Below are 18,768 nucleotides of genomic sequence, written 5' to 3'. Positions count from 1 at the left end.
CATCACCCGAACAGCACGGTGGACAGCTTGCGGCGGGTGCGTGCCACCCATGGGTCTTCCAGGCCGATTGCCTCGAAAATCTGCAGCAGGCGGGCGCGTGCCGCGCCGTCGTTCCAGGCGCGATCGGCCGCCACCATGGCCAGCAGCGTATCGGCCGCGCCATCGCGGTCACCAGCGGCGAACAGGCCATTGGCCAGCGCCAGTCGTGCGTCCATGTCATCAGGCGCGGCGGCTACGGCGGCACGCAGGGTGGCCAGTTCGCCTTCCTCGGGCGCGTCTTCGGCCAGGGCCAAGGCCGCGCGGGCCTGGTCCAGCGCATGATCGGCGGCCAGCGCGGGATCGAGCGATTCGAGCACCTGGACAGCCTCGTCCTTGTGCCCGGCGAGCAACAGCGCACGGATCAGGCCGGCGTGGGCCGCGGCATTGTCGGGCGCGATTTCCACGATCTGGGCAAACACGCTGGCGGCACGCTCACCATCACCTTCGCCCAGGATTTCCTCGCCCATCGCCAAAAGCGGCGTCACGTCCTGCGGCGCTTCGTCGCCCAGGGCGCCGGGCTGCACCGGCAGCTGCGCCAGGATCTGGTCGAGATACTGCTTGAGCTGCGATTCGCCGCGCGCCTGGGTAAGGTCGGCCACCGGCTGCCCCTGGAACATGGCATAGACCGTGGGGATCGAGCGCACCTGGAACTGGGCCGCGATGAACTGCTCTTCATCGACATTGACCTTGGCCAGCACCACCCCCTTGTCGGCATATTCGGCCGCCACCTTTTCCAGCACCGGGGTGAGCGCTTTGCACGGGCCGCACCATTCCGCCCAGAAATCGAGGATGACGAGCTTGGTCATCGAAGGTTCGACGACAGTCTTGCGGAAGCGGTCCACCGCCTTCTGTTCGTCGAGGTTGAGGCCCAGGCTTGCCACTATGCGTCTCCACTTCCATTCGGTCCGGTGCAGCGCCGCGCGGGCACTGCTGCGGTCACCATGTGGTAAAGCCTGGCGGTTCGGCAAGAGGCAGTGCAGCAAGAGCTGCGAATCTGCACCAAGGCCAGCCAGTGGAGCATCGCCATCCACAGCTGCATCCACAGGGCGCGCCGGGTTTGTCTGGAAAAATGCAACTTTGCTGTTGCGCCGCCCCCAATCCCCCGTTATTGGCCCGCCTCACCCCAGCGGGATGGCCCTTGCGGCCCCCCACTGAAAACGCCAGAGCGGGCGTAGCTCAGGGGTAGAGCACAACCTTGCCAAGGTTGGGGTCGAGGGTTCGAATCCCTTCGCCCGCTCCAGTTTTCAAGACCTGCACGGCCGGCTTCCGGCCCGCGCAAACGCCGAGCGGGCGTAGCTCAGGGGTAGAGCACAACCTTGCCAAGGTTGGGGTCGAGGGTTCGAATCCCTTCGCCCGCTCCAGTTTGCCCATGCGTGGCATATTTCAACAGCGATGGCCCAAGATTTCGGGGAACCCTCGAGTCTTCTTGTTGGCCCTACGCGCAACAGCGCTTCGGGCGTGGTTCGAATCCCTTCGCCCGCTCCAGTTTGCCATTTCCCATCATCGCATTCGTCGCCGCGCTTTGGTCGCGGTTCCCCCGCACGCCATCAAGCGGGACCCCGGGTCAAGCCCGGGGTAACGATGTGTTGGAATGTCCTAACCCAGCGCCACCCACCACTTATTGGTCACCCCGGGCTTGACCCGGGGTCCCGCTGCCTTTGAGGCGCCCCTTGCCGGTCCAGGCGATCGCGCCCATAGCTTGGCGCTATGGACAAGCGCCCCAGCATCGATCCGCGTGCCTTGCTCACATTTCGCACGGTATGCCGCGAAGGCTCGATCTCGGCAGCGGCGCGCGTGCTCAACATTGCCCAGCCTTCGGTATCGGCCGCCATCGCCCAGTTGGAAGCGCGGCTGGGGGTGCAATTGTTCGAACGCCGCCAGACCGGGGTGCGCCCCACCGCGCAAGGTGACCTGCTGGCCGAGCGGGCCGAGGCGATGCACCACGTGCTGATCGGCGCGCAGGAGGAACTGGACAATCTGTCGCGCGGGCTGGCGGGCCCCTTGCGCATCGGCGGCACGCCCGGCGCGCTGGTCAGCCTGCTGCCCTTCGTGATCGGCCGGCTGGAAGCGCGCATCGGCCCTTGCGCGCTGAGCGTGGTGGAGCGGCCCGATGGCGTGCTGATCGACCTGCTGCGCCAGCGCCAGATCGATCTGGCCTTCGTCACCACCGAGATGGAGGCCCCGCCACCCGACATTGCCGAGCGCACCTTTGCCCGTGATCCCTTTGCCCTGATCGTGGGGCGGCGCCACGATGCCCTGCCCTCGGCCGTGTCGCTGCGCGAGGTGGCGGGCCTGCCCTGGGTCTTGCCCGAGGCACAAGGCGCGTTTCGCCGCCAGGTAGATGCCCTGTTCATCGCCGCGCAGGCGCCAGTACCCGCCAACGTGGTGCGCTGCGATTCGCTGCTGACGACCAAAGCGATCGTGCGAATGAGCGACCGCATCACCGTGCTGCCGCGCCAGGTGGCGGCGTCAGAGCTGTCGATCGGGGTGTTGCGCGGCATCGAGATTCGCGAGGCGGCATTCCAGCGCAGCATCGGCGTGCGCCTGCGCCATGGCGAGCAACCCTCGATCGCCGCCCAGGCCCTGCTCGACGTGATGGCATCCAAGTATAGTCCTGAGCTATAGCAGGATAGAGAGATAGTATTTTCCACCGATAGCAAGCGCGCGCACATAGGCGTCCAGCGTGCCCAGGCCACCCCGGAGCCAGGCCAGCGCGGGAGAGCAAGCGATGCGGACCCTTATCCGCGATGTCAGGATTTTCGATGGGAGCGGCAGCGCTCCTTATGCCGGCAGCGTGCTGGTGGATGGCGAACACATCGCCCACGTGGCCCAAGGTGCCGATGCGCTGGATGGCGCAGCCCATGACCAGCGGATCGAGGGTGAAGGCCGCACGCTGATGCCCGGCATGGTCGATGCGCATACCCATCTGACCTGGGGCTCCTCGATCGAGAAGATCTATCACCAGTTCATCCTGCCGCCCGAGGAATTGAAAGTGGCAGCCTGGCGCAACGCGCGCGTGCTGCTCGACCAGGGCTTTACCAGCCTCTATTCGGCCGGCGCCCTGGTCGACGGGATCGAGCCGGAACTGGCTGCGGCCATCGCCGCCGGCGAAACCCCCGGCCCGCGCTATGTGCCCTCCACCATCGAGCGCAGCCCCGAAGGCGACGAAGGCGTCGACACCGGCAATGTGTTCAACGGGCGCGGCCCCGACGCGATGCGCGCCTTCGTGGCTTATTGCGCTGACCAAGGCGTGAAGTCGATCAAGCTGGTGGTGTCGGGCGAAGACGCGCTCAAGCCGGGCACGGCGCAACACGTGCTCTATACCGAAGCGGAAATGGTTGCTGCAGGGCAGGCCTGCCGCGAAGCCGGCCTGTGGATCGCGGCCCATGCCTATTATCCCGAGGCGATCGGCCTGGCGCTCGATGCCGGGGCGCGGGTGATCTATCACGCCTCTTACGCCGATGACGCAGCCGTGGCGCGCATGATCGCGGCCAAGGACACCACGTTCTATGCCCCGGGTCCGGGTGTTTCGGTGGGTGCGCTGGAAGCCAGCCCGCCCCCGCATATCGACATGAGCGCGATGAAAGCCAGCGCTGCCGAGCGGCTGGAGCGTGAACGGGCCCTGGTGCCCGCGCTCAAGGCAGCAGGGGTCAAGGTGCTGATCGGCGGGGACTATGGCTTCCCGTTCAATCCCAACGGCCGCAACGCCCGCGATCTGGCGCATTTCGTGGAATACTATGGCTATACCCCGGCCGAAGCGCTGGTGGCGGCAACGCGCCTGGGTGGCGAGCTGATGGGCCTGGCCGTGGGCGAGGTGCGCGAAGGCTTCCTGGCCGACCTGCTGCTGGTCGATGGCGATCCCACGCAGGACGTGGCGATTATGCAGGACGCCGCCCGCCTTTCCATGATCATGAAGGGCGGCGCATTGTACAAGGCGCCCGCCGCTGCCGAGGCCGCGTAAATGACCGAGCGTTGTGATGTGGCGGTGATCGGCTGCGGGCCGGTGGGGGCACTCGCGGCCAACCTGCTGGGCCGCGCCGGGCTGCGCGTGGTGGTCCTGGAAAAGGAACTGGACCACTATCCGCTGCCGCGCGCGGTGCATCTCGATCACGAGATGATGCGCCTGTTCCAGACCGCCGGGGTGATCGATCGGGTGCTGCCCGACATGGTGGCCACCGATGGCCACCTGCACGTGGGCGCCGATCATGGCGTGATCCGCTACATGGGCACGGTGGGCAAGCCCAAGCCGTTCGGCTGGTCCAACGACTATTTCTTCTATCAGCCCGAACTGGAAGCGCACCTGCGCGCCGCCTTTGCCGAAAACGGCGCGATCACGCTGCGCCTGGGCGCCACGTTCACCGCGCTGGACCAGCACGATGACAGCGTCACCGTGCAGTTCGAAGCCGATGGCGCGCAGCAGGCGCTGACCGCGCGCTGGGTCATCGCCGCCGATGGCGCGCGCAGCCCGGTGCGCAAGGCGCTGGGCATCGCGCTGGATGATCTTCAGTTCGAGGAGCCCTGGCTCGTCGTCGATGCCGAGGTCGAAGGCCCTGTCACGTTTCCGGCGCTTACCGGCGTGCCGGCCGATGCCGATCTGCAGCGCCTGTCGGTGATGATGTGCGATCCGGCGCGGCCCGCCACGGTGGTGCCCGGCCGTGGCAACCACCGCCGCTGGGAATTCATGCTGCTGCCCGGCGAAGACGACCAGGCAATGATGCAGCCCGAACAGGTTGGCGCGCTGGTCGGCGCGTGGATGAAGGACGTGCCGCACACCATCGTGCGCGCCGCCACCTATCGCTTTCATGGCCTGGTGGCCGAGCGCTGGCAGGCCGGCAACGTGTTCCTGGCAGGTGATGCCGCGCACCAGACGCCGCCGTTCTTTGGCCAGGGCATGTGCCATGGCCTGCGCGACGTGGCGAATCTGGCGTGGAAGATGGACGCGATCGTCAACCATGGCGCCGATCCCGCGATCCTGGCCAGCTATCAGCCCGAACGCGATCCCCATGTGCGCGGGGTGATCGGCGCGGCCGTGGCGGCCGGCCGCTATATCTGCGAACTGGATCCGGCCAAGGCGGCCGCGCGCGATGCCGACATCCGTACCGCCGCCGCGCAAAAGGCGGGCGAAACCGCGCACGACCTGATCCCCGCGATTTCCGCCGGTATCGTGCTGGCTGGCACGGCCGGTGCAGGCGTACGGTTCATCCAGCCGATCCTGGCCGATGGACGCAAGCTGGATGACGCGGTTGGCCAGGGTTGGCGTCTGTTCGTGCGGGATGACAGCGTGACGGGATCCTTTCCCCGCGTCACGCGCACGGTGGCCGCGTCGCTTGACGATGCCGGCGCGGTCACCGCCTGGCTTGATGATCATGGCGCCGATGCCGTGCTGCTGCGCCCCGATCACTGCGTGTTCGGCACGGCCAGTGGCACCGCGATCGACCTGATCGAGGCCCGCGCCCGCGCGCTGGGCCTGGCTCTGGAGACCGCATGATGACCACACTCGATCTGGCCGCGGCGCAGGCCGTGATCGCCGCCGCGCTGGCCAGCGCCCGCGCCCGCGCGGCCAAGCCGCTAGCGGTGATCGTGCTGGATGCCGGCGGCCATCCCATCGCCTTTGCCCGCGAAGACGGCGCCACCTTTGCTCGGCTGGAGATTGCCCGAGCCAAGGCCAAGGGCGCGCTGGGCATGGGCGCCGATACGCGCATCCTGGCCGAGCGTGCCAAGGGCAACCCGGTATTCTTTCAAAGCGTGGCCGTGGCGCTGGGGGGCGACATGGCCTTTTCGCCCGGCGGTGTGCTGGTGCGTGGTTCGCAGGGCCTGGTGCTGGGATCGGTGGGCGCCAGTGGCGACACCGGCGATTGCGACGAGGAATGCGTGACTGCCGGCCTGCACGCCGCCGGCTTCAACCAGGAGCAAACCCGATGAAACTGCGCAGTATCGAACTGGCGCTGCCCGATCCGGCCGCCGCGGCCCGCTTCATGCGCGATATCTGGGGCATGGCGCCTGGCGACGTGCAAGGGGATACCCATTACCTGCGCGGCTCGGGTCCTTATCCCTATCTCGTTGCCTTCGAAAAGGCTGACGCGGAATTCGTGCGCTCCACCACGTTTGTCTGCACCGCGGCGGAACTGGCCGAAATCCGCAGCAGTGCCGCTGCGCGCGGCTGGCCGCTGATCGATACGGTTTCGACCGATCCGGGCGCCGGCGAAGGCGTGATCGTGGAACTGCCCGAGGGCGAGTTGCTGCGCTTTCTGGTCAACACGACCGAGGTGGAACCGATCACCGGGCGCGACCTGCCGGTCAAGCTGACGCACATCGTGTTCAATTCCGCCGATGCCGAAGCGTCGGGCCATGCCGTGGAAGACGTGCTGGGCTTTCGCGTGTCTGACCGAACCAAGGGCATGGTGTTCGTGCGGTGCAACGACAGCCACCATTCCACCGCCTTTGCCCGCGCCGGCTTTTCCAGCCTCAACCACATCGCGTTCGAGATGGAAGACCTCGACGCGGTGATGCGCGGCATCGGCCGCATGCGCGACCACGGCTTTGCCCCGGCCTGGGGGCCGGGCCGCCATGGGCCGGGTGCCAATGTCTATGCCTATTACATCGCGCCGTTCGGCCCGGTGATCGAATATTCCACGGCCGTGGAGAAGGTGCCCGAAGATTACCGGGCGGGCAGCCCCGAAGACTGGACCTGGCCGCCAAACCGCATCGACCAGTGGGGCATTTCCGACAAGGATTTCGACGGCTTGCGCCAAGCCGAAGAGCGCTTCCGCTTTCGCCGCGCCTGGCAGCCAGCCGATCCCGCCCAGGCCTGAACGCCCCGCTTTCGTTTTTCGGAGTTTTCGATTCCATGACTCGTCTCATCAGCTTCCGCCGCCCAGATGGCCTGCCCAGCTTTGGCCGTCTCGATGGCGATACCGTGCACGATCTCGGCACGGCCGGCAGCGCCGCCTTTCTCAAGGACGTGGCCGACCAGGACCTGGCTGCGCTGCCTGCCACCGGCCAGTTTGCCCTGGCCGATGTGCGTCTGCTGCCGGTCGTGCCCAATCCCGGCAAGATCCTGTGCGTCGGCCTCAACTATGCCACCCACGTGGCCGAGACCGGGCGCGAGCAGAAGGAATTTCCGGCGATCTTTACCCGCTGGGCCGATACCCTGATCGCCGATGGCGAGCCGCTGCTGCGCCCGCGCGAAACCGAGCGGTTCGACTATGAAGGCGAACTGGCGGTGGTGATCGGCAAGGGCGGACGCCGCATCGCCCGCGCCGATGCCATGGCCCATGTCGCCGGTTTCTCCATCTTCAACGACGGTTCGGCGCGCGATTGGCAGCGCCACAATATCCAGTTCACCCCGGGCAAGAACTATCCCGCCACCGGCGCGTTCGGCCCGGCGCTGGTGCTGCCCGATGAAGTGGCGGACCTTGGCAGCCAGCGCGTGCAGACGCGCCTCAATGGCGAACTGGTCCAGGATCAGCCGGTCAGCGACATGATCTGGGATATCCCGTTCGTGATCGAATATTGCAGCACCTTCACCCCGCTCGCCCCTGGTGACGTGATCGTCACCGGCACGCCGGGCGGTGTGGGCGATAAGCGCAAGCCGCCGCTCTACATGAAGGCCGGCGATGTCTGTGAAATTTCCGTGGGCGTGATCGGCACGCTGACCAACCCGGTCATCGACGAAATCTGACCCGCCGTTTCATTCCAATCCAGCCGACCGCGCCCGCATAACGGCGGGCGCGGACCGATAAACGCACGATTTTTGGGGAGAGAACCATCATGATCTGCCACACCCGCGCCGCGCTGCTTGCCGGTCTTTCGCTTTCCGTCCTGGCCACGCCAGCCCTGTCGCCATCAGTCCTGGCCCAAACCGCGCCGCAGGCTGCCGACAACGGCCCCGATGCCGGCATCATCGTGACCGCGCAGCGCCGCGCCGAAAAGGTGACCGAGGTTCCGATCTCAATCACTGTCGCTGGCGCCGACCAGCTGGAACGCCAGCAGGTCAACACCGTCAACGATCTCAACCGCATTGCCCCAAGCCTGGAAATCCAGTCGGCCCCCGGCCAGAACACCGGCGGCGGCGGCGCGATCCGTGGCATCGGCACGCAGACCTTCTCGGCCGGCGCCGTGGCCTCGGTGGGCGTGGTGGTTGACCAGGTCAGCCAGGGCAACGCCAACATTTCCGACCTGTTCGACGTGGCGCGGATCGAAGTGCTCAAGGGCCCGCAGGGCACCCTGTTCGGCCTCACCACCTCGGCCGGGGTGATCAACATCACCACCAACAAGCCCGAATTCGACAAGGTATCGGTGCGCGTGCGCAGCGAGCTTTCTGCCGCCGGCTTTGCCGGTTCCAAGTCTGGCAACCAGATCCTGCAGGGCGTGGCCAACGTGCCGATCGCCAGCAATGCCGCGATCCGCGTGGCCGCCTATGGCAACATGCGCCAGGGGCCGGACTACAACGTGACCACCGGCCAGTATGACAAGAACGAAACCATGGGCGGCCGCGCGCGCCTGCTGTGGGAGCCGACCGACAAGCTGACGGTCAACCTGATCGGTGACTATACCGACACCCGCACCACCAACGGCGGCAACTTCTTCACATTCGTGAAGACCAGCGGCGCTGGCATCCTGCCGCTGCCCACGCCCTTCCCGATCCCCGACAACGTCACCGCCAACCTGGCAAGCTGCGGCGTGACGGCGGGCGAAGGCAACCGCAACTATTGCACCAGCGAGCAGTACACCGACCGCATCAAGACCGGCGGCGCCTCGCTCCAGCTGGATTACCAGTTCGCGCCCTTCACGCTCACCTCGATCACCGCCTACCGCAGTACCCATGAAAAGGGCTATGGCGCGGCATCCAACGTGTTCCGCGCCGATCCGCTGGAACTGCAGGTGCACAATTCGCCGGTCGATCGCCCGATCGACCTGTTCACCCAGGAAGTGCGACTGTCGTCGCCGGCCAACCAGACCGTGGAATATACCCTGGGCGGGTTCTATTCGCGCCAGGTGATGACGCGCACGCCCGAAACCGTGTCGGTCGCCATCCACCCGGCACCGGGCGTGTACATCCCGGCCTTCTCCAGCACGGTGAACGCCTATCGCGTGGTCGACGAATCGATCGCCGCGTTCGGCCAGATGACGATCCACGCCGGCGACAAACTGCGCCTGATCGCGGGCGGCCGCTATACTGACGATGTGCTTTCGCTCGGCATGCAGAACGCGGCCGGCACGGCGCTGGACAGCTATACCCGCCTGCACGTCGGCAAGGTTTCGTGGAAGGGCGGCCTGCAGTATGACGTCGATCCGCGCACGATGGCCTATGCCACCGTGGCACGCGGCTTCAAGGGTGGCCAGATCGCCACGCCGTCGGGCGCAGCGCCCTATGTCGTCCTGCCTGAAGTGCCGACCTCGTACGAAGTGGGCTTCAAGGCCACGCTGCTGCGCAGCTGGGTGCTCGATGCCAACCTGTTCTACCAGAAGATCGAGAACTTCCAGGCGCAGCAGTGCACGGTCGACCAGAACGCGGTGATCTCGTGCGTCCAGACCAACATCAACGGGGTCAAGTCGCGCGGGGCGGAAATCAACCTGTTCGGCAAGGTGACGCGCAACCTCTCGCTCAACACCGGGTTCATCTATGCCAAGGCCACCTATCCCAAGGGCTTCCTTGGCACCGATGGCAGCGATATCGGCAATACCCAGCTGGCCTATGCGCCAAAGTACAAGTTCACCGTCTCGGGCGAATATGCCCATGACCTGGGCGAAAACCTCAAGGGCTTCCTGGCGGCCGACGCGGTGTGGAAATCGCGCATCCGCTATGAAGCCAATTCGGTGGCCGATACCACGTTCCGTCCGCACTGGACGGTGGGTGGCCGCATCGGCCTGCGCACCGCTGATGAGCGCTTCACGCTGGCGGTGTTTGCCCGCAACCTGTTCAACGTGAACGAGCCCTCGCTCTATCAATCGAGCTTCCCCTATGGCGGTGCGGCCAACATCGGCGCCATCTATGGCCCGCAGTCGTTCCGCACCGTGGGTCTGTCGCTCGACGGCAAGTTCTGATCCGATACCCGCCGCCCCTGTCTCACGATGGGGGCGGCCAACACGTTCTCAGGCGATCCGCTCCCTTGAAGGAAAGCATCGATGCCGTTTGACGCCACCCGCGCCGCAATCGCCGCCATGGGCACCACGCTGACGCCCGATCTGCTAGGCCAGGTGCGCGCCCTGTTCGATGCCGAGCAGGCGGCGCTGACCCAAGCGGTTCCGGCTGCGGCGGTGGACCTCGCCTATGGTCCCCACGAACGCCACCGGCTCGATCTTTATGGCTCGCCCGGCGATGCGCCCAAGCCGGTGCTGGTCTTCGTGCACGGCGGCGGCTTCCTGCGCGGCGACAAGGGTGGCAGCGGGGCAGAAACCTGGCCCAACGCCGCGGTGGGCCGCATGGCGGCGCAGGCCGGCATGATCGGCGCCGTGATCAACTATCGCCTGGCGCCCGATCACATGTGGCCCGCCGGATCGGAAGACGTGCTGGCCGCGTTCGACTGGCTGGTGGCCCATGTCGCCGATCATGGCGGCGACCCGCAGCGCATCGTGCTGGTGGGCACGTCTGCCGGCGCCGTGCATGTGGCCGGCGCGATCCGCCTGCGCCCCGATCTGGCGGCGCGCGGCGCGGTGCTGCTCTCGGGCCTATATGGCCACACCCCGCTCGATGAAAGGGACCAGCTCTATTACGGCAACGCGCCAGACTATGACGGCCGCGCCCCGCGCGAGGCGATGGCCGCAACCACGCTGCCGTTGCTGGTGGCGATTGCCGAATTCGATCCGCCGCGCTTCCAGGCAGAGTTTCTGGGCCAGATGGCCGATCGGCTGGCGCGCCACGGCACCATGCCGCGTGGATACATCGCCTCGGGCCACAATCACTATTCGATGGCCATGCACCTGGGCACGTCAGACCGCCGCCTGGCCGATGAGATCATCGCCTTCGTGCACGCCATCTGCGCCTGACATTTCGATCTACCTGAAAGGCAGTTCCATGCTCGATCGCCGTACCATGCTCGCGGCCGGCGCCGCGCTGGCCGCGAGTGCCACGCCCGCCCTGGCCAAGGCCGCCAAGGCCGCCGTTTCGTCGCAGTTTCCCCAGGGCTTCCTGTGGGGCGCATCCACTGCGCCGCACCAGATCGAAGGGAACAATACCAGCAGCGACCTGTGGTTTCTGGAAAACCAGCAGCCCACGGTCTTTGCCGCGCCATCGGGCGATGCCGCCAACAGTTTCCTGCTGTGGGAACAGGATCTTGACCTGGCCAAGGCGATCGGCCTCAACACCTATCGCTTTGGCATCGAATGGGCGCGGATCGAGCCGGAAAAGGGCCTGTTTTCGCAGGCGATGCTCGATCACTATGCCCGCGTGATCGATGGCTGCCGCGCCCGTGGCCTGGCGCCGGTCGTCACGTTCAGCCACTTTACCGCGCCGCGCTGGTTTTCCGCGCAGGGCGGCTGGGCCAACCCGGAAAGCGCCGCGCTGTTTGCCCGCTTTGCCGACAAGGCCACCCGCCACTTTGGCGATCGCATTCATGCCGCGATCACTTTCAACGAACCCAATATCCTGTTGCTGCTGCAAAATGCCAATGTGCCGCCAGAACTGTGGGCGATCCAGAAGCTGACGCTGGAAACCGCGGCCAAGCGGCTGGGCGTGCCGCGCTTCCTCTGCGCCAATGTGGCCGGCCTGGCCGATCTGCCCGATCTGCAGGCTGGCCTGCTGGCCGCGCACAAGGCGGGCAAGGCGGCGATCAAGGCTGCCGCGCCGCGCCTGCCGGTGGGGCTTTCGCTGGCGATGATGGACGATCAGGCGGTGGGCAAAGACTCGGGGGGCAAGGGCTCGCTGCGCGATGCCAAGCGCCAAGAGATGTATGGCACATGGCTCGACGTGGCCAAGGCCGACGATTTCCTGGGCGTGCAGAACTATGAACGCGCGCTGTGGGGGCCGCAGGGCCGCCTGCCCGAGCCGGCCGACGCGGTGCGCAACTGGTCAGGCAGCGAAGTCTGGGCGCCGTCCCTGGCCGGTGCGGTCCGCTATGCCCACCAAGCCACCGGCGTGCCGATCCTGGTATCGGAACATGGCGTGGGCACCGATGACGATACCATCCGCGCCGCCTTCATCCCGGCCGCGCTCACCCACTTGAAGGCCGCGATCGACGATGGCGTGCCGGTGCTGGGCTATTGCCACTGGAGCCTGATCGACAATTTCGAATGGGTGTTTGGCTACAAGCCCAGGTTCGGCCTGGCCAGCTATGACCCGGTCACCTTTGCCCGCACGGCCAAGCCCAGTGCCGCCGTGCTGGGCGCGATCGCCCGCGCCAACCGGGTCTGATCACCCCCGGCGGGCGCGGAAGAAGTCGCGCAGCAGCGCGGCGCTTTCCGCCTCGCCCAGGCCGGCATAGACTTCGGGGCGGTGGAGGCAGGTGGGCTGGTCGAACAGGCGCCCACCGTGTTCCACCGCGCCGCCCTTGGGATCGGGCGCGGCGTAATAGACCCGCGCCAGCCGGGCGTGGGCAATCGCCCCGGCACACATCGGGCAGGGTTCCAGCGTGACCCACAGGTCGCAGCCCTCCAGCCGTTCCTGGCCCAGGGCAGCCGCCGCGGCGCGAATCGCCAGCACTTCGGCATGGGCGGTGGGATCGCACAGCCCACGCGGCCGGTTGTGCGCGGCGGCAATCACCTGCCCACCCTTGACAATCACCGCGCCGATCGGCACTTCGCCCGCAGCAGCGGCGTCATGCGCCTGTTGCAGCGCCAGTTTCATCGGTTCGGGCAGGGGCCAGCGGGTCATCTTTCCTGCCGGTAACACAGAATCGGCAGGCAGCAAGGCATTCGGGCAAGCGAATCCTTGACTTCCCCGGTTGATTCGATCATGGCGCCACCTTCCAGATAGATCATCAGAACACGAAGCGAGTTTTTAGCCATGTCGCGCATTTGCGAACTGACCGGTAAGGGCCGCCAGATCGGTCACAACGTGAGCCACGCCAACAACAAGACCAAGCGCGTGTTCCTCCCCAACCTGCAGAACGTCACCCTGATGTCGGAGAAGCTCGATCGCAGCTTCAAGTTCCGCGTCTCGACGCACGGCCTGCGCTCGGTGGAGCACAACGGCGGTCTCGACAACTGGCTGCTCAAGCAGGACAACACCAAGCTCAGCACGCGCGCCCTCAAGGTCAAGCGTGAACTGGTCAAGGCTGTCGCCACCGCCGCCTGAACGGCTGCGGCACGCTGATGCCTACAAAGAGGCCGGGGTTCTCCCCCGGCCTTTTTTGTTGCCTGCCGTCGCCGCGCACGCTGTGCGCCTAACCGATCAGACGCCGCGCGCCAGCCGCAGTTTGAGCAGCAGCGTGCGTTGCAGCCAGACCATCTCGTTGCTGTCGGAAATCAGCCAGATCGCGGTGCTGCCATCGGCCTCGGCCGTGGCGACCATGCCTTCATAGTTGTCGCGGATGCGCGGATCGGCGATCCAGGCGATCGGGTGCGGCTCCACCTGCGCGCCGGGGCGAATCGCCGCCGGATCGTCGATCATGGTGACCACGGTGCGAAACCCGCCCAGCGTGAACTTGCGCCCCAGCACCAGCAGGCGGCCATCGGGCGCCTGGGCAAGCTCCACCGGGCGATAGCCTTCGGGCATGACCAGCTCGAACCGCGCCGGCGCCTGGCCGGCACGCGGCAGCCCTGGCCAGATCAGGCCAGGATAGCGGCGGCGCGACCACCAGTGGGCAAAGACTTCGCCGATCACCACGGTGCGCCCGTCGGCCAGCTGGCGCATCGCCTCTGGCCCCTGGTTGTTGGGCCATTCCAGCAGCACGGGCGCGGCGATCGAGCGATCGCGGCTGAAATCCGGGCTGAACAGGTGAAACGCGCCCGCTCCTTCATAGCCGATCAGCACCTGGCCATTGCGCGGATCGACCGAGACCGATTCGCTGTCGGTGTCGATTTCCTGGCCTGACCATGCCGGATGAATGGTTTCGCGCTGCCACGTGCGCCAGGACAGCGGCTGATCGGGCCGGGTGAACACCATCACCGCATTACGATCGCTCACCGCCAGCAGATCATGCGTGTTGCGCACCGCCAGTGCCGAAAAATTGCCGAATTCGCGATCGGGGCTTGTCAGTTGCCACGCCCCCACCAGCGTCAGGGCGCCATAGCGCGGCGGTGCGCCACCGGCGCGCAGGCCGGGCAGCAGATCGTGATAGAATACCCGGTCGTCGGGATTGGGCGGGGGAAACTGCTGGCGCACATAGATCGTGGGCACCAGGGCCAGCACGAGCAGGAAAAGGGCGATACGGCGCATCGCCTGCGGCCTTGGCACGGATGGCCGGGGCGGGAAAGCCCTGCGGCGCTCAGGCCGGCAGGAAAATCATGCCCTTGCCGTTCATGCAATAGCGCTTGCCCGTGGGCGGCGGGCCATCGTCGAAGACATGGCCGAGATGTCCGCCACAGCGGCGGCAATAGACCTCGGTGCGGTCCATGCCGAACGAGCTGTCGCTGCGCAGGCCCACGGCATTGGGCAAAGGTTTCCAGAAGCTGGGCCAGCCCGTGCCGCTGTCAAACTTGGTGGTTGAGGAAAACAGCAGCTGGCGATCAGCCGCGCAGGCAAAAGTGCCCTTGCGATGCTCGTTCAGCAGGGGTGAGCTGAACGGACGCTCAGTGCCCGCCTCACGCAGGATGAAGAACTGTTCGGGGGTGAGCAGGCGGCGCCATTCCGCCTCGCTGTGCTGCACCGGAAAGACTTCCTTGGGGGCAGCCGGGCGGGCGCGGCAGGCGCTGGCCATGGGCAAGGCAAGCCCGGCGCCCAGCCAGCCCAACAGGCGGCGGCGCGACGGATGGGCGGAAGGGGGGGCTGAGCCGTTCGTCATCACCATGAACGCCTTGTCGGGCTGGCAGGCAGCCGGGGCAAGATGGCCTCGCGGGCAGGGCGGGGGGGCGTGCCATGATGGCAACCTGCCCGCGAGACCTGATCGTTATGCTTCACCCTGGCTGAACCGATCCTGAGCGGTGCGGTCAGGCTTCAGCAAGCCAAGCAGCCCGCCCTTGCGCACCTTGCGCCCCCTGGCCGGGCCAGACTTCATCACGGTGCGGCGGAACAGCTGTGCGCCGGTGCGCACGATCAGCATCACGCACAATGCCTGCCAGCCCAGCGCCAGCAGGTGCGGCCAAATCACCGGATCGCGCGCGGCGCGCGCCAGCATGGCAAAGGGCGAGGACAGCGGAAACACCCGCGCCGCCCAATCCACCCAGCTGCCCGGCCGCGCCAGGGCATAGCTGGCAAAGAAGAACACCATCAGCTGCAGCATGGTGACCGGCATCGACAGCGTCTGCACCTCGCGCACGGTGGTGGCCATGCCGCCGATCGACAGGAACAGCGAACCCAGCAGCAGATAGGCCATGGCGAAATAGAGGAAGCCCAGCAGGATGAACACCGGCCAGCCCACCGCCGGCGCGGCCAGCAGCGGCAGCGATTTCATGCCCATGACCATCAGCCCGCCCCAGGCCGCGCCCCACACCGCCATGCCCACCAGGCTGACGCCCAGCATGGCAAAGAGCTTGCCCAGGAACAGGGCGTCCATCGGGATTGAGGCAGCCAAGACCTCGATGATCTTGTTGGCCTTTTCCTCCACCAGGTTGGACAGCACCATGCCCGCCAGCAGCATGGTGAGCAGGAACAGCGCCACTTGCCCCGCCTGCGCGGTGCTGACCTGGCCGGTCTGCACCGAGGCGACGCTACTGGCCACCTCGTCCACCGCCACGGGTGGCAGGGCGGCCGGCGCCACGCTTTGCGCATGGGCGGCAAACAGCGCGATCATGCCCTGCCACATCCGCGCCCGCTCGGGCGTGGCAGTCAAGACCGGGTGGGCGAGACTGCCCGACACCACGGCGGCCAGCTGGCCCACTGGCCGGTCATGCTCGGCAGTGCCGGCGCGATGGCTGCCGGCAAGCGCGGCACGCGCATCATAGGTGCGCCCACCCCATGGCGCATCGAGCACGACGAAATCGGGCACATCGCCGGGCATGGCATCGGCCAGGGCGCGATGCGCCGCCATCATCCGCGCCGCCTCGTCTGCCGGCAGGGCAATGCCGATCTGCGGGTTGTCCAGATCGCGCTGCACCTTGGCGCCGATCGCGCCGGCCATGCCGCCCACGATGATCGGAAACAGCGGCCCGAGCAGGAAGAAGACAAAGCTCTTGGAAAAGATCACCGCAACGAAATCGCGGCGGGCAATCACCCAGGCGGCGCGCAGTTTTTCAGGGATCATGCCGCTTTCTCCTGGCCGGATGCGTTTTCTTCCAGCGCGCGCGCCGCCGCCTCGCCGGCGATGGCCACGAAGGCGTCGTGCAGGCCGGGCCGCTCGATCGACAGCGAAAGAATGCCCGCATCCCCTTCGATCAGGGCGCGCAACAGGGGTTCAACCCCGCTTTCGGGCAGGGTGAAATGCCAGAAGGCGCCCTCGCCCCGCGCATCGGCCGGCAGCGCCGCGCGCCAGGCGCCATCGCGCGCGCGGGTTTCCAGCCGCACCTGCGGGCGCAACCGGTCGCGCGCATCGTCGACCAGCCCGGCAAACGGCACCTTGCCCCCCGCGATGATCGCCACCTGGTCGCACAGGCGTTCGGCATGGGCGATGACATGGGTGGAAAAGATCACCGTGGTGCCGCCCTGCGCCAGGGCGCGGATCATCTTTTCCAGCTTGCCCTGGTTGAGCGCGTCGAGCCCCGAGAACGGTTCATCGAACACCACCAGCTCAGGTTGATGCACCAGCGTGCCGAGCAACTGCACCTGCTGCGCCATGCCCTTGGACAGCTGGCGGATCTGGCGATCGGCGGCATAGCCCAGGCCATGCTCTTCGAGCAGTTCGCGCGCCCGTACCCGCCCGGTCTTGAGCGGCACGCCGCGCAGCGCGGCCAGAAACGCGATCGCCTCGGTCGCTTTCATCGCCGGATAGAGCCCGCGCTCTTCGGGCAGATAGCCGATTCGCCGCGCCACGTCGGTCGGGCGTTCATGGCCTAGCACCCGGCGCATGCCCGCATCGGGATCGATAATGCCCAGCAGCATGCGCAGCGTGGTGGTCTTGCCCGCGCCGTTGGGGCCAAGAATGCCATAGATCGCGCCGCGCGGCACGCGGATGTCCACCCCGTCCACGGCGGTGAAGCCATCGAACCGCTTGACCAGCCCGCGGGCCTCGATCGCCCAATCGCCGTCTTGCCCAATCGTCATCGCCACGCCATGCCCCTTTTGATTGGTCCACATAGCCCCATGAACGCAAGAGACGGAAGACTTGGTTAAAACCCCGCCCGCCCCCCTGGAACAACGCCTGCGCGAAGAGGCGCTGCGCCTGGGCTTTGCCACTTGCGGCATTGCCCCGGCCACAGACGATCCGCAGCGCAGCGCGCACCTGCACCAGTGGCTGGCCGATGGGCGCCATGGCAGCATGGAATGGATGGAGACCCGCAAGGAACAGCGCCAGGGGCCGCAATCGCTGTGGCCGCAGGCGCAGAGCGTGATCGCCCTGGGCATGAGCTATGCTCCCGCGCACGATCCGCTGGCCCTGGCCGATGTGCCCGATCGCGGCCGGATTTCCGTCTATGCCCAGGGCGTGGATTATCACGACGTGATCAAGCGCGCACTCAAGGCGCTGGCCCGCTGGCTGGTGGCGACCGAGCCGGGTGCCGAGGTGAAGGTCTTCGTCGATACCGCGCCGGTCATGGAAAAGCCGCTTGGCCAGGCCGCCGGGCTGGGCTGGCAGGGCAAGCACACCAACCTGGTCAGCCGCCGCCACGGCTCATGGCTATTCCTGGGCGCGATCTATACCACGCTGCGCCTCACGCCCGATGCACCCCACGCCGATCGCTGCGGCAGTTGCACCGCCTGCCAGGATGCCTGCCCCACCGGGGCCTTTCCCGCGCCCTATCAGCTCGATGCGCGGGCCTGCATTTCCTATCTCACCATCGAACACAAGGGGCCGGTGGACGAACGCTATCGCGCCGCGCTGGGCAACCGCATCTATGGCTGTGATGATTGCCTGGCGGTGTGCCCGTGGAACCGCTTTGCCCAGGCCGCGGCCGACAACCGCGCGTTCCTGCCCCGCGCCGAACTGGTGGCGCCGCGCCTCGCGGAACTGCTGGCGCTGGATGACGCCACGTTCCGCCAGGTCTTTGCCGGCTCCCCGATCAAGCGGATCGGGCGCGATCGCATGGTGCGCAACTGCCTCTATGCCGCAGGCAACAGCGGCGACGCGGCACTGGTGGCGCCAGTGCGCGCGCTATTGGACGATCCCGATCCGGCCGTGGCCGATGCCGCGCGCTGGGCCCTCGCGCGGCTGACTTAGATTAGATTAGATTAGATCAGATCGTGAAGCTTTCGCCGCAGCCGCAGGTGCCCTTGGCGTTGGGATTGGCAAAGACGAAGCCGGCCTGGAAATCGTCTTCCACCCAATCCATCGTGCTGCCGATCAGGTAGAGCACCGAGGCGCCATCGATGAACAAGGTGCCGCCGGGCGTATCGATGCGCTCGTCCATCGGATTGGCGGCGTTCACATAGTCCACCGAATAGGCGAGGCCCGAACAGCCCCGGCGCGGGGTGGACAGCTTGACGCCGATGGCATCGGCCGGCGCGCTGGCCATCAAGGTGGCGATGCGCGCATGTGCCGACGGGGTCAGATTGACCGCCGCAGGGCGCTGGCGGGTGCGGGTGGGGGCATCGGTCATGGC

The 18,768-nt window shown here is 66.9% G+C and carries 18 protein-coding genes and 2 tRNA genes; 13 read left to right on the top strand and 7 right to left on the bottom strand.

What is annotated here, in order from left to right:
• Nucleotides 1-2: 2 nt before the first annotated feature.
• Nucleotides 3-920: a tetratricopeptide repeat protein gene (locus C8K14_RS09030; RefSeq protein WP_107716426.1), complete on the bottom strand. Its 918-nt coding sequence runs from the start codon at nucleotides 918-920 to the stop codon at nucleotides 3-5.
• A gap of 284 nt (nucleotides 921-1,204) precedes the next feature.
• Between C8K14_RS09030 and C8K14_RS09025 the strand changes: the two genes are divergently transcribed.
• The 11 genes from C8K14_RS09025 (at nucleotide 1,205) to C8K14_RS08975 (ending at nucleotide 12,391) form a co-directional block, all read left to right on the top strand.
• Nucleotides 1,205-1,279: transfer RNA gene (locus C8K14_RS09025), tRNA-Gly, on the top strand.
• Nucleotides 1,280-1,325: 46 nt separating this feature from the next.
• Nucleotides 1,326-1,400 (top strand) — tRNA-Gly (locus C8K14_RS09020).
• A gap of 346 nt (nucleotides 1,401-1,746) precedes the next feature.
• Nucleotides 1,747-2,664 (top strand): LysR family transcriptional regulator, encoded by a 918-nt coding sequence (locus C8K14_RS09015; RefSeq protein ID WP_107716425.1) that lies wholly within the window; start codon nucleotides 1,747-1,749, stop codon nucleotides 2,662-2,664.
• A 103-nt stretch (nucleotides 2,665-2,767) separates the two neighbouring features.
• Nucleotides 2,768-4,000, top strand: a complete 1,233-nt coding sequence (locus C8K14_RS09010) for an amidohydrolase family protein (protein WP_107716424.1) — start codon at nucleotides 2,768-2,770, stop codon at nucleotides 3,998-4,000.
• A complete protein-coding gene (locus C8K14_RS09005; protein ID WP_107716423.1) occupies nucleotides 4,001-5,527 on the top strand; it encodes a bifunctional 3-(3-hydroxy-phenyl)propionate/3-hydroxycinnamic acid hydroxylase in 1,527 nt (508 codons plus the stop codon). It abuts the gene before it with no gap.
• Complete coding sequence (locus C8K14_RS09000) at nucleotides 5,527-5,961, top strand: heme-binding protein (protein ID WP_107716422.1); 435 nt, start codon at nucleotides 5,527-5,529, stop codon at nucleotides 5,959-5,961. Before C8K14_RS09005 ends, C8K14_RS09000 begins: the two co-directional genes overlap by 1 nt.
• The gene (locus tag C8K14_RS08995; protein ID WP_107716421.1) at nucleotides 5,958-6,851 is read left to right on the top strand and encodes a VOC family protein; all 894 of its coding nucleotides are present in this window, start codon (nucleotides 5,958-5,960) and stop codon (nucleotides 6,849-6,851) included. The genes C8K14_RS09000 and C8K14_RS08995 overlap by 4 nt, the downstream gene beginning before the upstream one ends.
• 35 nt (nucleotides 6,852-6,886) lie before the next feature.
• Entirely contained in the window at nucleotides 6,887-7,720 is an 834-nt protein-coding gene (locus tag C8K14_RS08990; RefSeq protein WP_107716420.1) for a fumarylacetoacetate hydrolase family protein, read from the top strand.
• Nucleotides 7,721-7,809: 89 nt separating this feature from the next.
• On the top strand, nucleotides 7,810-10,086 hold the full coding sequence (locus C8K14_RS08985) for a TonB-dependent receptor (protein WP_107716419.1): 2,277 nt from the start codon (nucleotides 7,810-7,812) through the stop codon (nucleotides 10,084-10,086).
• An 81-nt stretch (nucleotides 10,087-10,167) separates the two neighbouring features.
• Complete coding sequence (locus tag C8K14_RS08980) at nucleotides 10,168-11,028, top strand: alpha/beta hydrolase (protein WP_107716418.1); 861 nt, start codon at nucleotides 10,168-10,170, stop codon at nucleotides 11,026-11,028.
• A gap of 28 nt (nucleotides 11,029-11,056) precedes the next feature.
• Entirely contained in the window at nucleotides 11,057-12,391 is a 1,335-nt protein-coding gene (locus tag C8K14_RS08975; RefSeq protein WP_107716417.1) for a family 1 glycosylhydrolase, read from the top strand.
• Here C8K14_RS08975 and C8K14_RS08970 read toward each other — a convergent pair whose 3' ends face one another.
• Nucleotides 12,392-12,850, bottom strand: coding sequence for a nucleoside deaminase (locus C8K14_RS08970; RefSeq protein WP_022676717.1), 459 nt, complete (start codon nucleotides 12,848-12,850; stop codon nucleotides 12,392-12,394). It lies immediately after the preceding gene.
• Between the two features lie 132 nt (nucleotides 12,851-12,982).
• Between C8K14_RS08970 and rpmB the strand changes: the two genes are divergently transcribed.
• Nucleotides 12,983-13,273: a 50S ribosomal protein L28 gene (gene rpmB / locus C8K14_RS08965; protein ID WP_022676718.1), complete on the top strand. Its 291-nt coding sequence runs from the start codon at nucleotides 12,983-12,985 to the stop codon at nucleotides 13,271-13,273.
• Nucleotides 13,274-13,369: 96 nt separating this feature from the next.
• Here the strand turns inward: rpmB and C8K14_RS08960 are convergent, their stop codons facing one another.
• From C8K14_RS08960 to C8K14_RS08945, 4 genes are all read right to left on the bottom strand, one after another.
• Nucleotides 13,370-14,356 carry an esterase-like activity of phytase family protein gene (locus tag C8K14_RS08960; protein ID WP_107716416.1) on the bottom strand — a complete coding sequence of 329 codons (987 nt, stop codon included), beginning with the start codon at nucleotides 14,354-14,356 and terminating at the stop codon, nucleotides 13,370-13,372.
• 49 nt (nucleotides 14,357-14,405) lie between these two features.
• Nucleotides 14,406-14,927: a peptide-methionine (R)-S-oxide reductase MsrB gene (msrB, locus tag C8K14_RS08955; protein WP_022676720.1), complete on the bottom strand. Its 522-nt coding sequence runs from the start codon at nucleotides 14,925-14,927 to the stop codon at nucleotides 14,406-14,408.
• Nucleotides 14,928-15,026: 99 nt separating this feature from the next.
• Nucleotides 15,027-16,319: an ABC transporter permease gene (locus C8K14_RS08950; protein WP_107716415.1), complete on the bottom strand. Its 1,293-nt coding sequence runs from the start codon at nucleotides 16,317-16,319 to the stop codon at nucleotides 15,027-15,029.
• Nucleotides 16,316-17,275: an ABC transporter ATP-binding protein gene (locus C8K14_RS08945; RefSeq protein WP_107716525.1), complete on the bottom strand. Its 960-nt coding sequence runs from the start codon at nucleotides 17,273-17,275 to the stop codon at nucleotides 16,316-16,318. Before C8K14_RS08945 ends, C8K14_RS08950 begins: the two co-directional genes overlap by 4 nt.
• 61 nt (nucleotides 17,276-17,336) lie before the next feature.
• On the opposite strand from C8K14_RS08945, the gene queG reads away from it, so the two are divergent.
• Complete coding sequence (gene queG, locus C8K14_RS08940) at nucleotides 17,337-18,386, top strand: epoxyqueuosine reductase (RefSeq protein WP_369974047.1); 1,050 nt, start codon at nucleotides 17,337-17,339, stop codon at nucleotides 18,384-18,386.
• Between the two features lie 16 nt (nucleotides 18,387-18,402).
• Here the strand turns inward: queG and C8K14_RS08935 are convergent, their stop codons facing one another.
• Entirely contained in the window at nucleotides 18,403-18,765 is a 363-nt protein-coding gene (locus tag C8K14_RS08935; protein ID WP_062783399.1) for an iron-sulfur cluster assembly accessory protein, read from the bottom strand.
• Nucleotides 18,766-18,768 lie beyond the last annotated feature (3 nt).

Source organism: Novosphingobium sp. GV079 (assembly GCF_003058045.1).
GTDB classification, from domain to species: domain Bacteria; phylum Pseudomonadota; class Alphaproteobacteria; order Sphingomonadales; family Sphingomonadaceae; genus Novosphingobium; species Novosphingobium capsulatum.
This window is presented reverse-complemented; position numbering and strand designations above follow the sequence as displayed.

Coding starts and splice junctions, on each gene's coding strand:
- C8K14_RS09015 (WP_107716425.1), top strand. CDS start 1,747: ATGGACAAGCGCCCCAGCATCGATCCGCGTGCCTTGCTCACATTTCGC.
- C8K14_RS09010 (WP_107716424.1), top strand. CDS start 2,768: ATGCGGACCCTTATCCGCGATGTCAGGATTTTCGATGGGAGCGGCAGC.
- C8K14_RS09005 (WP_107716423.1), top strand. CDS start 4,001: ATGACCGAGCGTTGTGATGTGGCGGTGATCGGCTGCGGGCCGGTGGGG.
- C8K14_RS09000 (WP_107716422.1), top strand. CDS start 5,527: ATGACCACACTCGATCTGGCCGCGGCGCAGGCCGTGATCGCCGCCGCG.
- C8K14_RS08995 (WP_107716421.1), top strand. CDS start 5,958: ATGAAACTGCGCAGTATCGAACTGGCGCTGCCCGATCCGGCCGCCGCG.
- C8K14_RS08990 (WP_107716420.1), top strand. CDS start 6,887: ATGACTCGTCTCATCAGCTTCCGCCGCCCAGATGGCCTGCCCAGCTTT.
- C8K14_RS08985 (WP_107716419.1), top strand. CDS start 7,810: ATGATCTGCCACACCCGCGCCGCGCTGCTTGCCGGTCTTTCGCTTTCC.
- C8K14_RS08980 (WP_107716418.1), top strand. CDS start 10,168: ATGCCGTTTGACGCCACCCGCGCCGCAATCGCCGCCATGGGCACCACG.
- C8K14_RS08975 (WP_107716417.1), top strand. CDS start 11,057: ATGCTCGATCGCCGTACCATGCTCGCGGCCGGCGCCGCGCTGGCCGCG.
- C8K14_RS08970 (WP_022676717.1), bottom strand. CDS start 12,850: ATGACCCGCTGGCCCCTGCCCGAACCGATGAAACTGGCGCTGCAACAG.
- rpmB (WP_022676718.1), top strand. CDS start 12,983: ATGTCGCGCATTTGCGAACTGACCGGTAAGGGCCGCCAGATCGGTCAC.
- C8K14_RS08960 (WP_107716416.1), bottom strand. CDS start 14,356: ATGCGCCGTATCGCCCTTTTCCTGCTCGTGCTGGCCCTGGTGCCCACG.
- msrB (WP_022676720.1), bottom strand. CDS start 14,927: ATGGTGATGACGAACGGCTCAGCCCCCCCTTCCGCCCATCCGTCGCGC.
- C8K14_RS08950 (WP_107716415.1), bottom strand. CDS start 16,319: ATGATCCCTGAAAAACTGCGCGCCGCCTGGGTGATTGCCCGCCGCGAT.
- C8K14_RS08945 (WP_107716525.1), bottom strand. CDS start 17,275: ATGACGATTGGGCAAGACGGCGATTGGGCGATCGAGGCCCGCGGGCTG.
- C8K14_RS08935 (WP_062783399.1), bottom strand. CDS start 18,765: ATGACCGATGCCCCCACCCGCACCCGCCAGCGCCCTGCGGCGGTCAAT.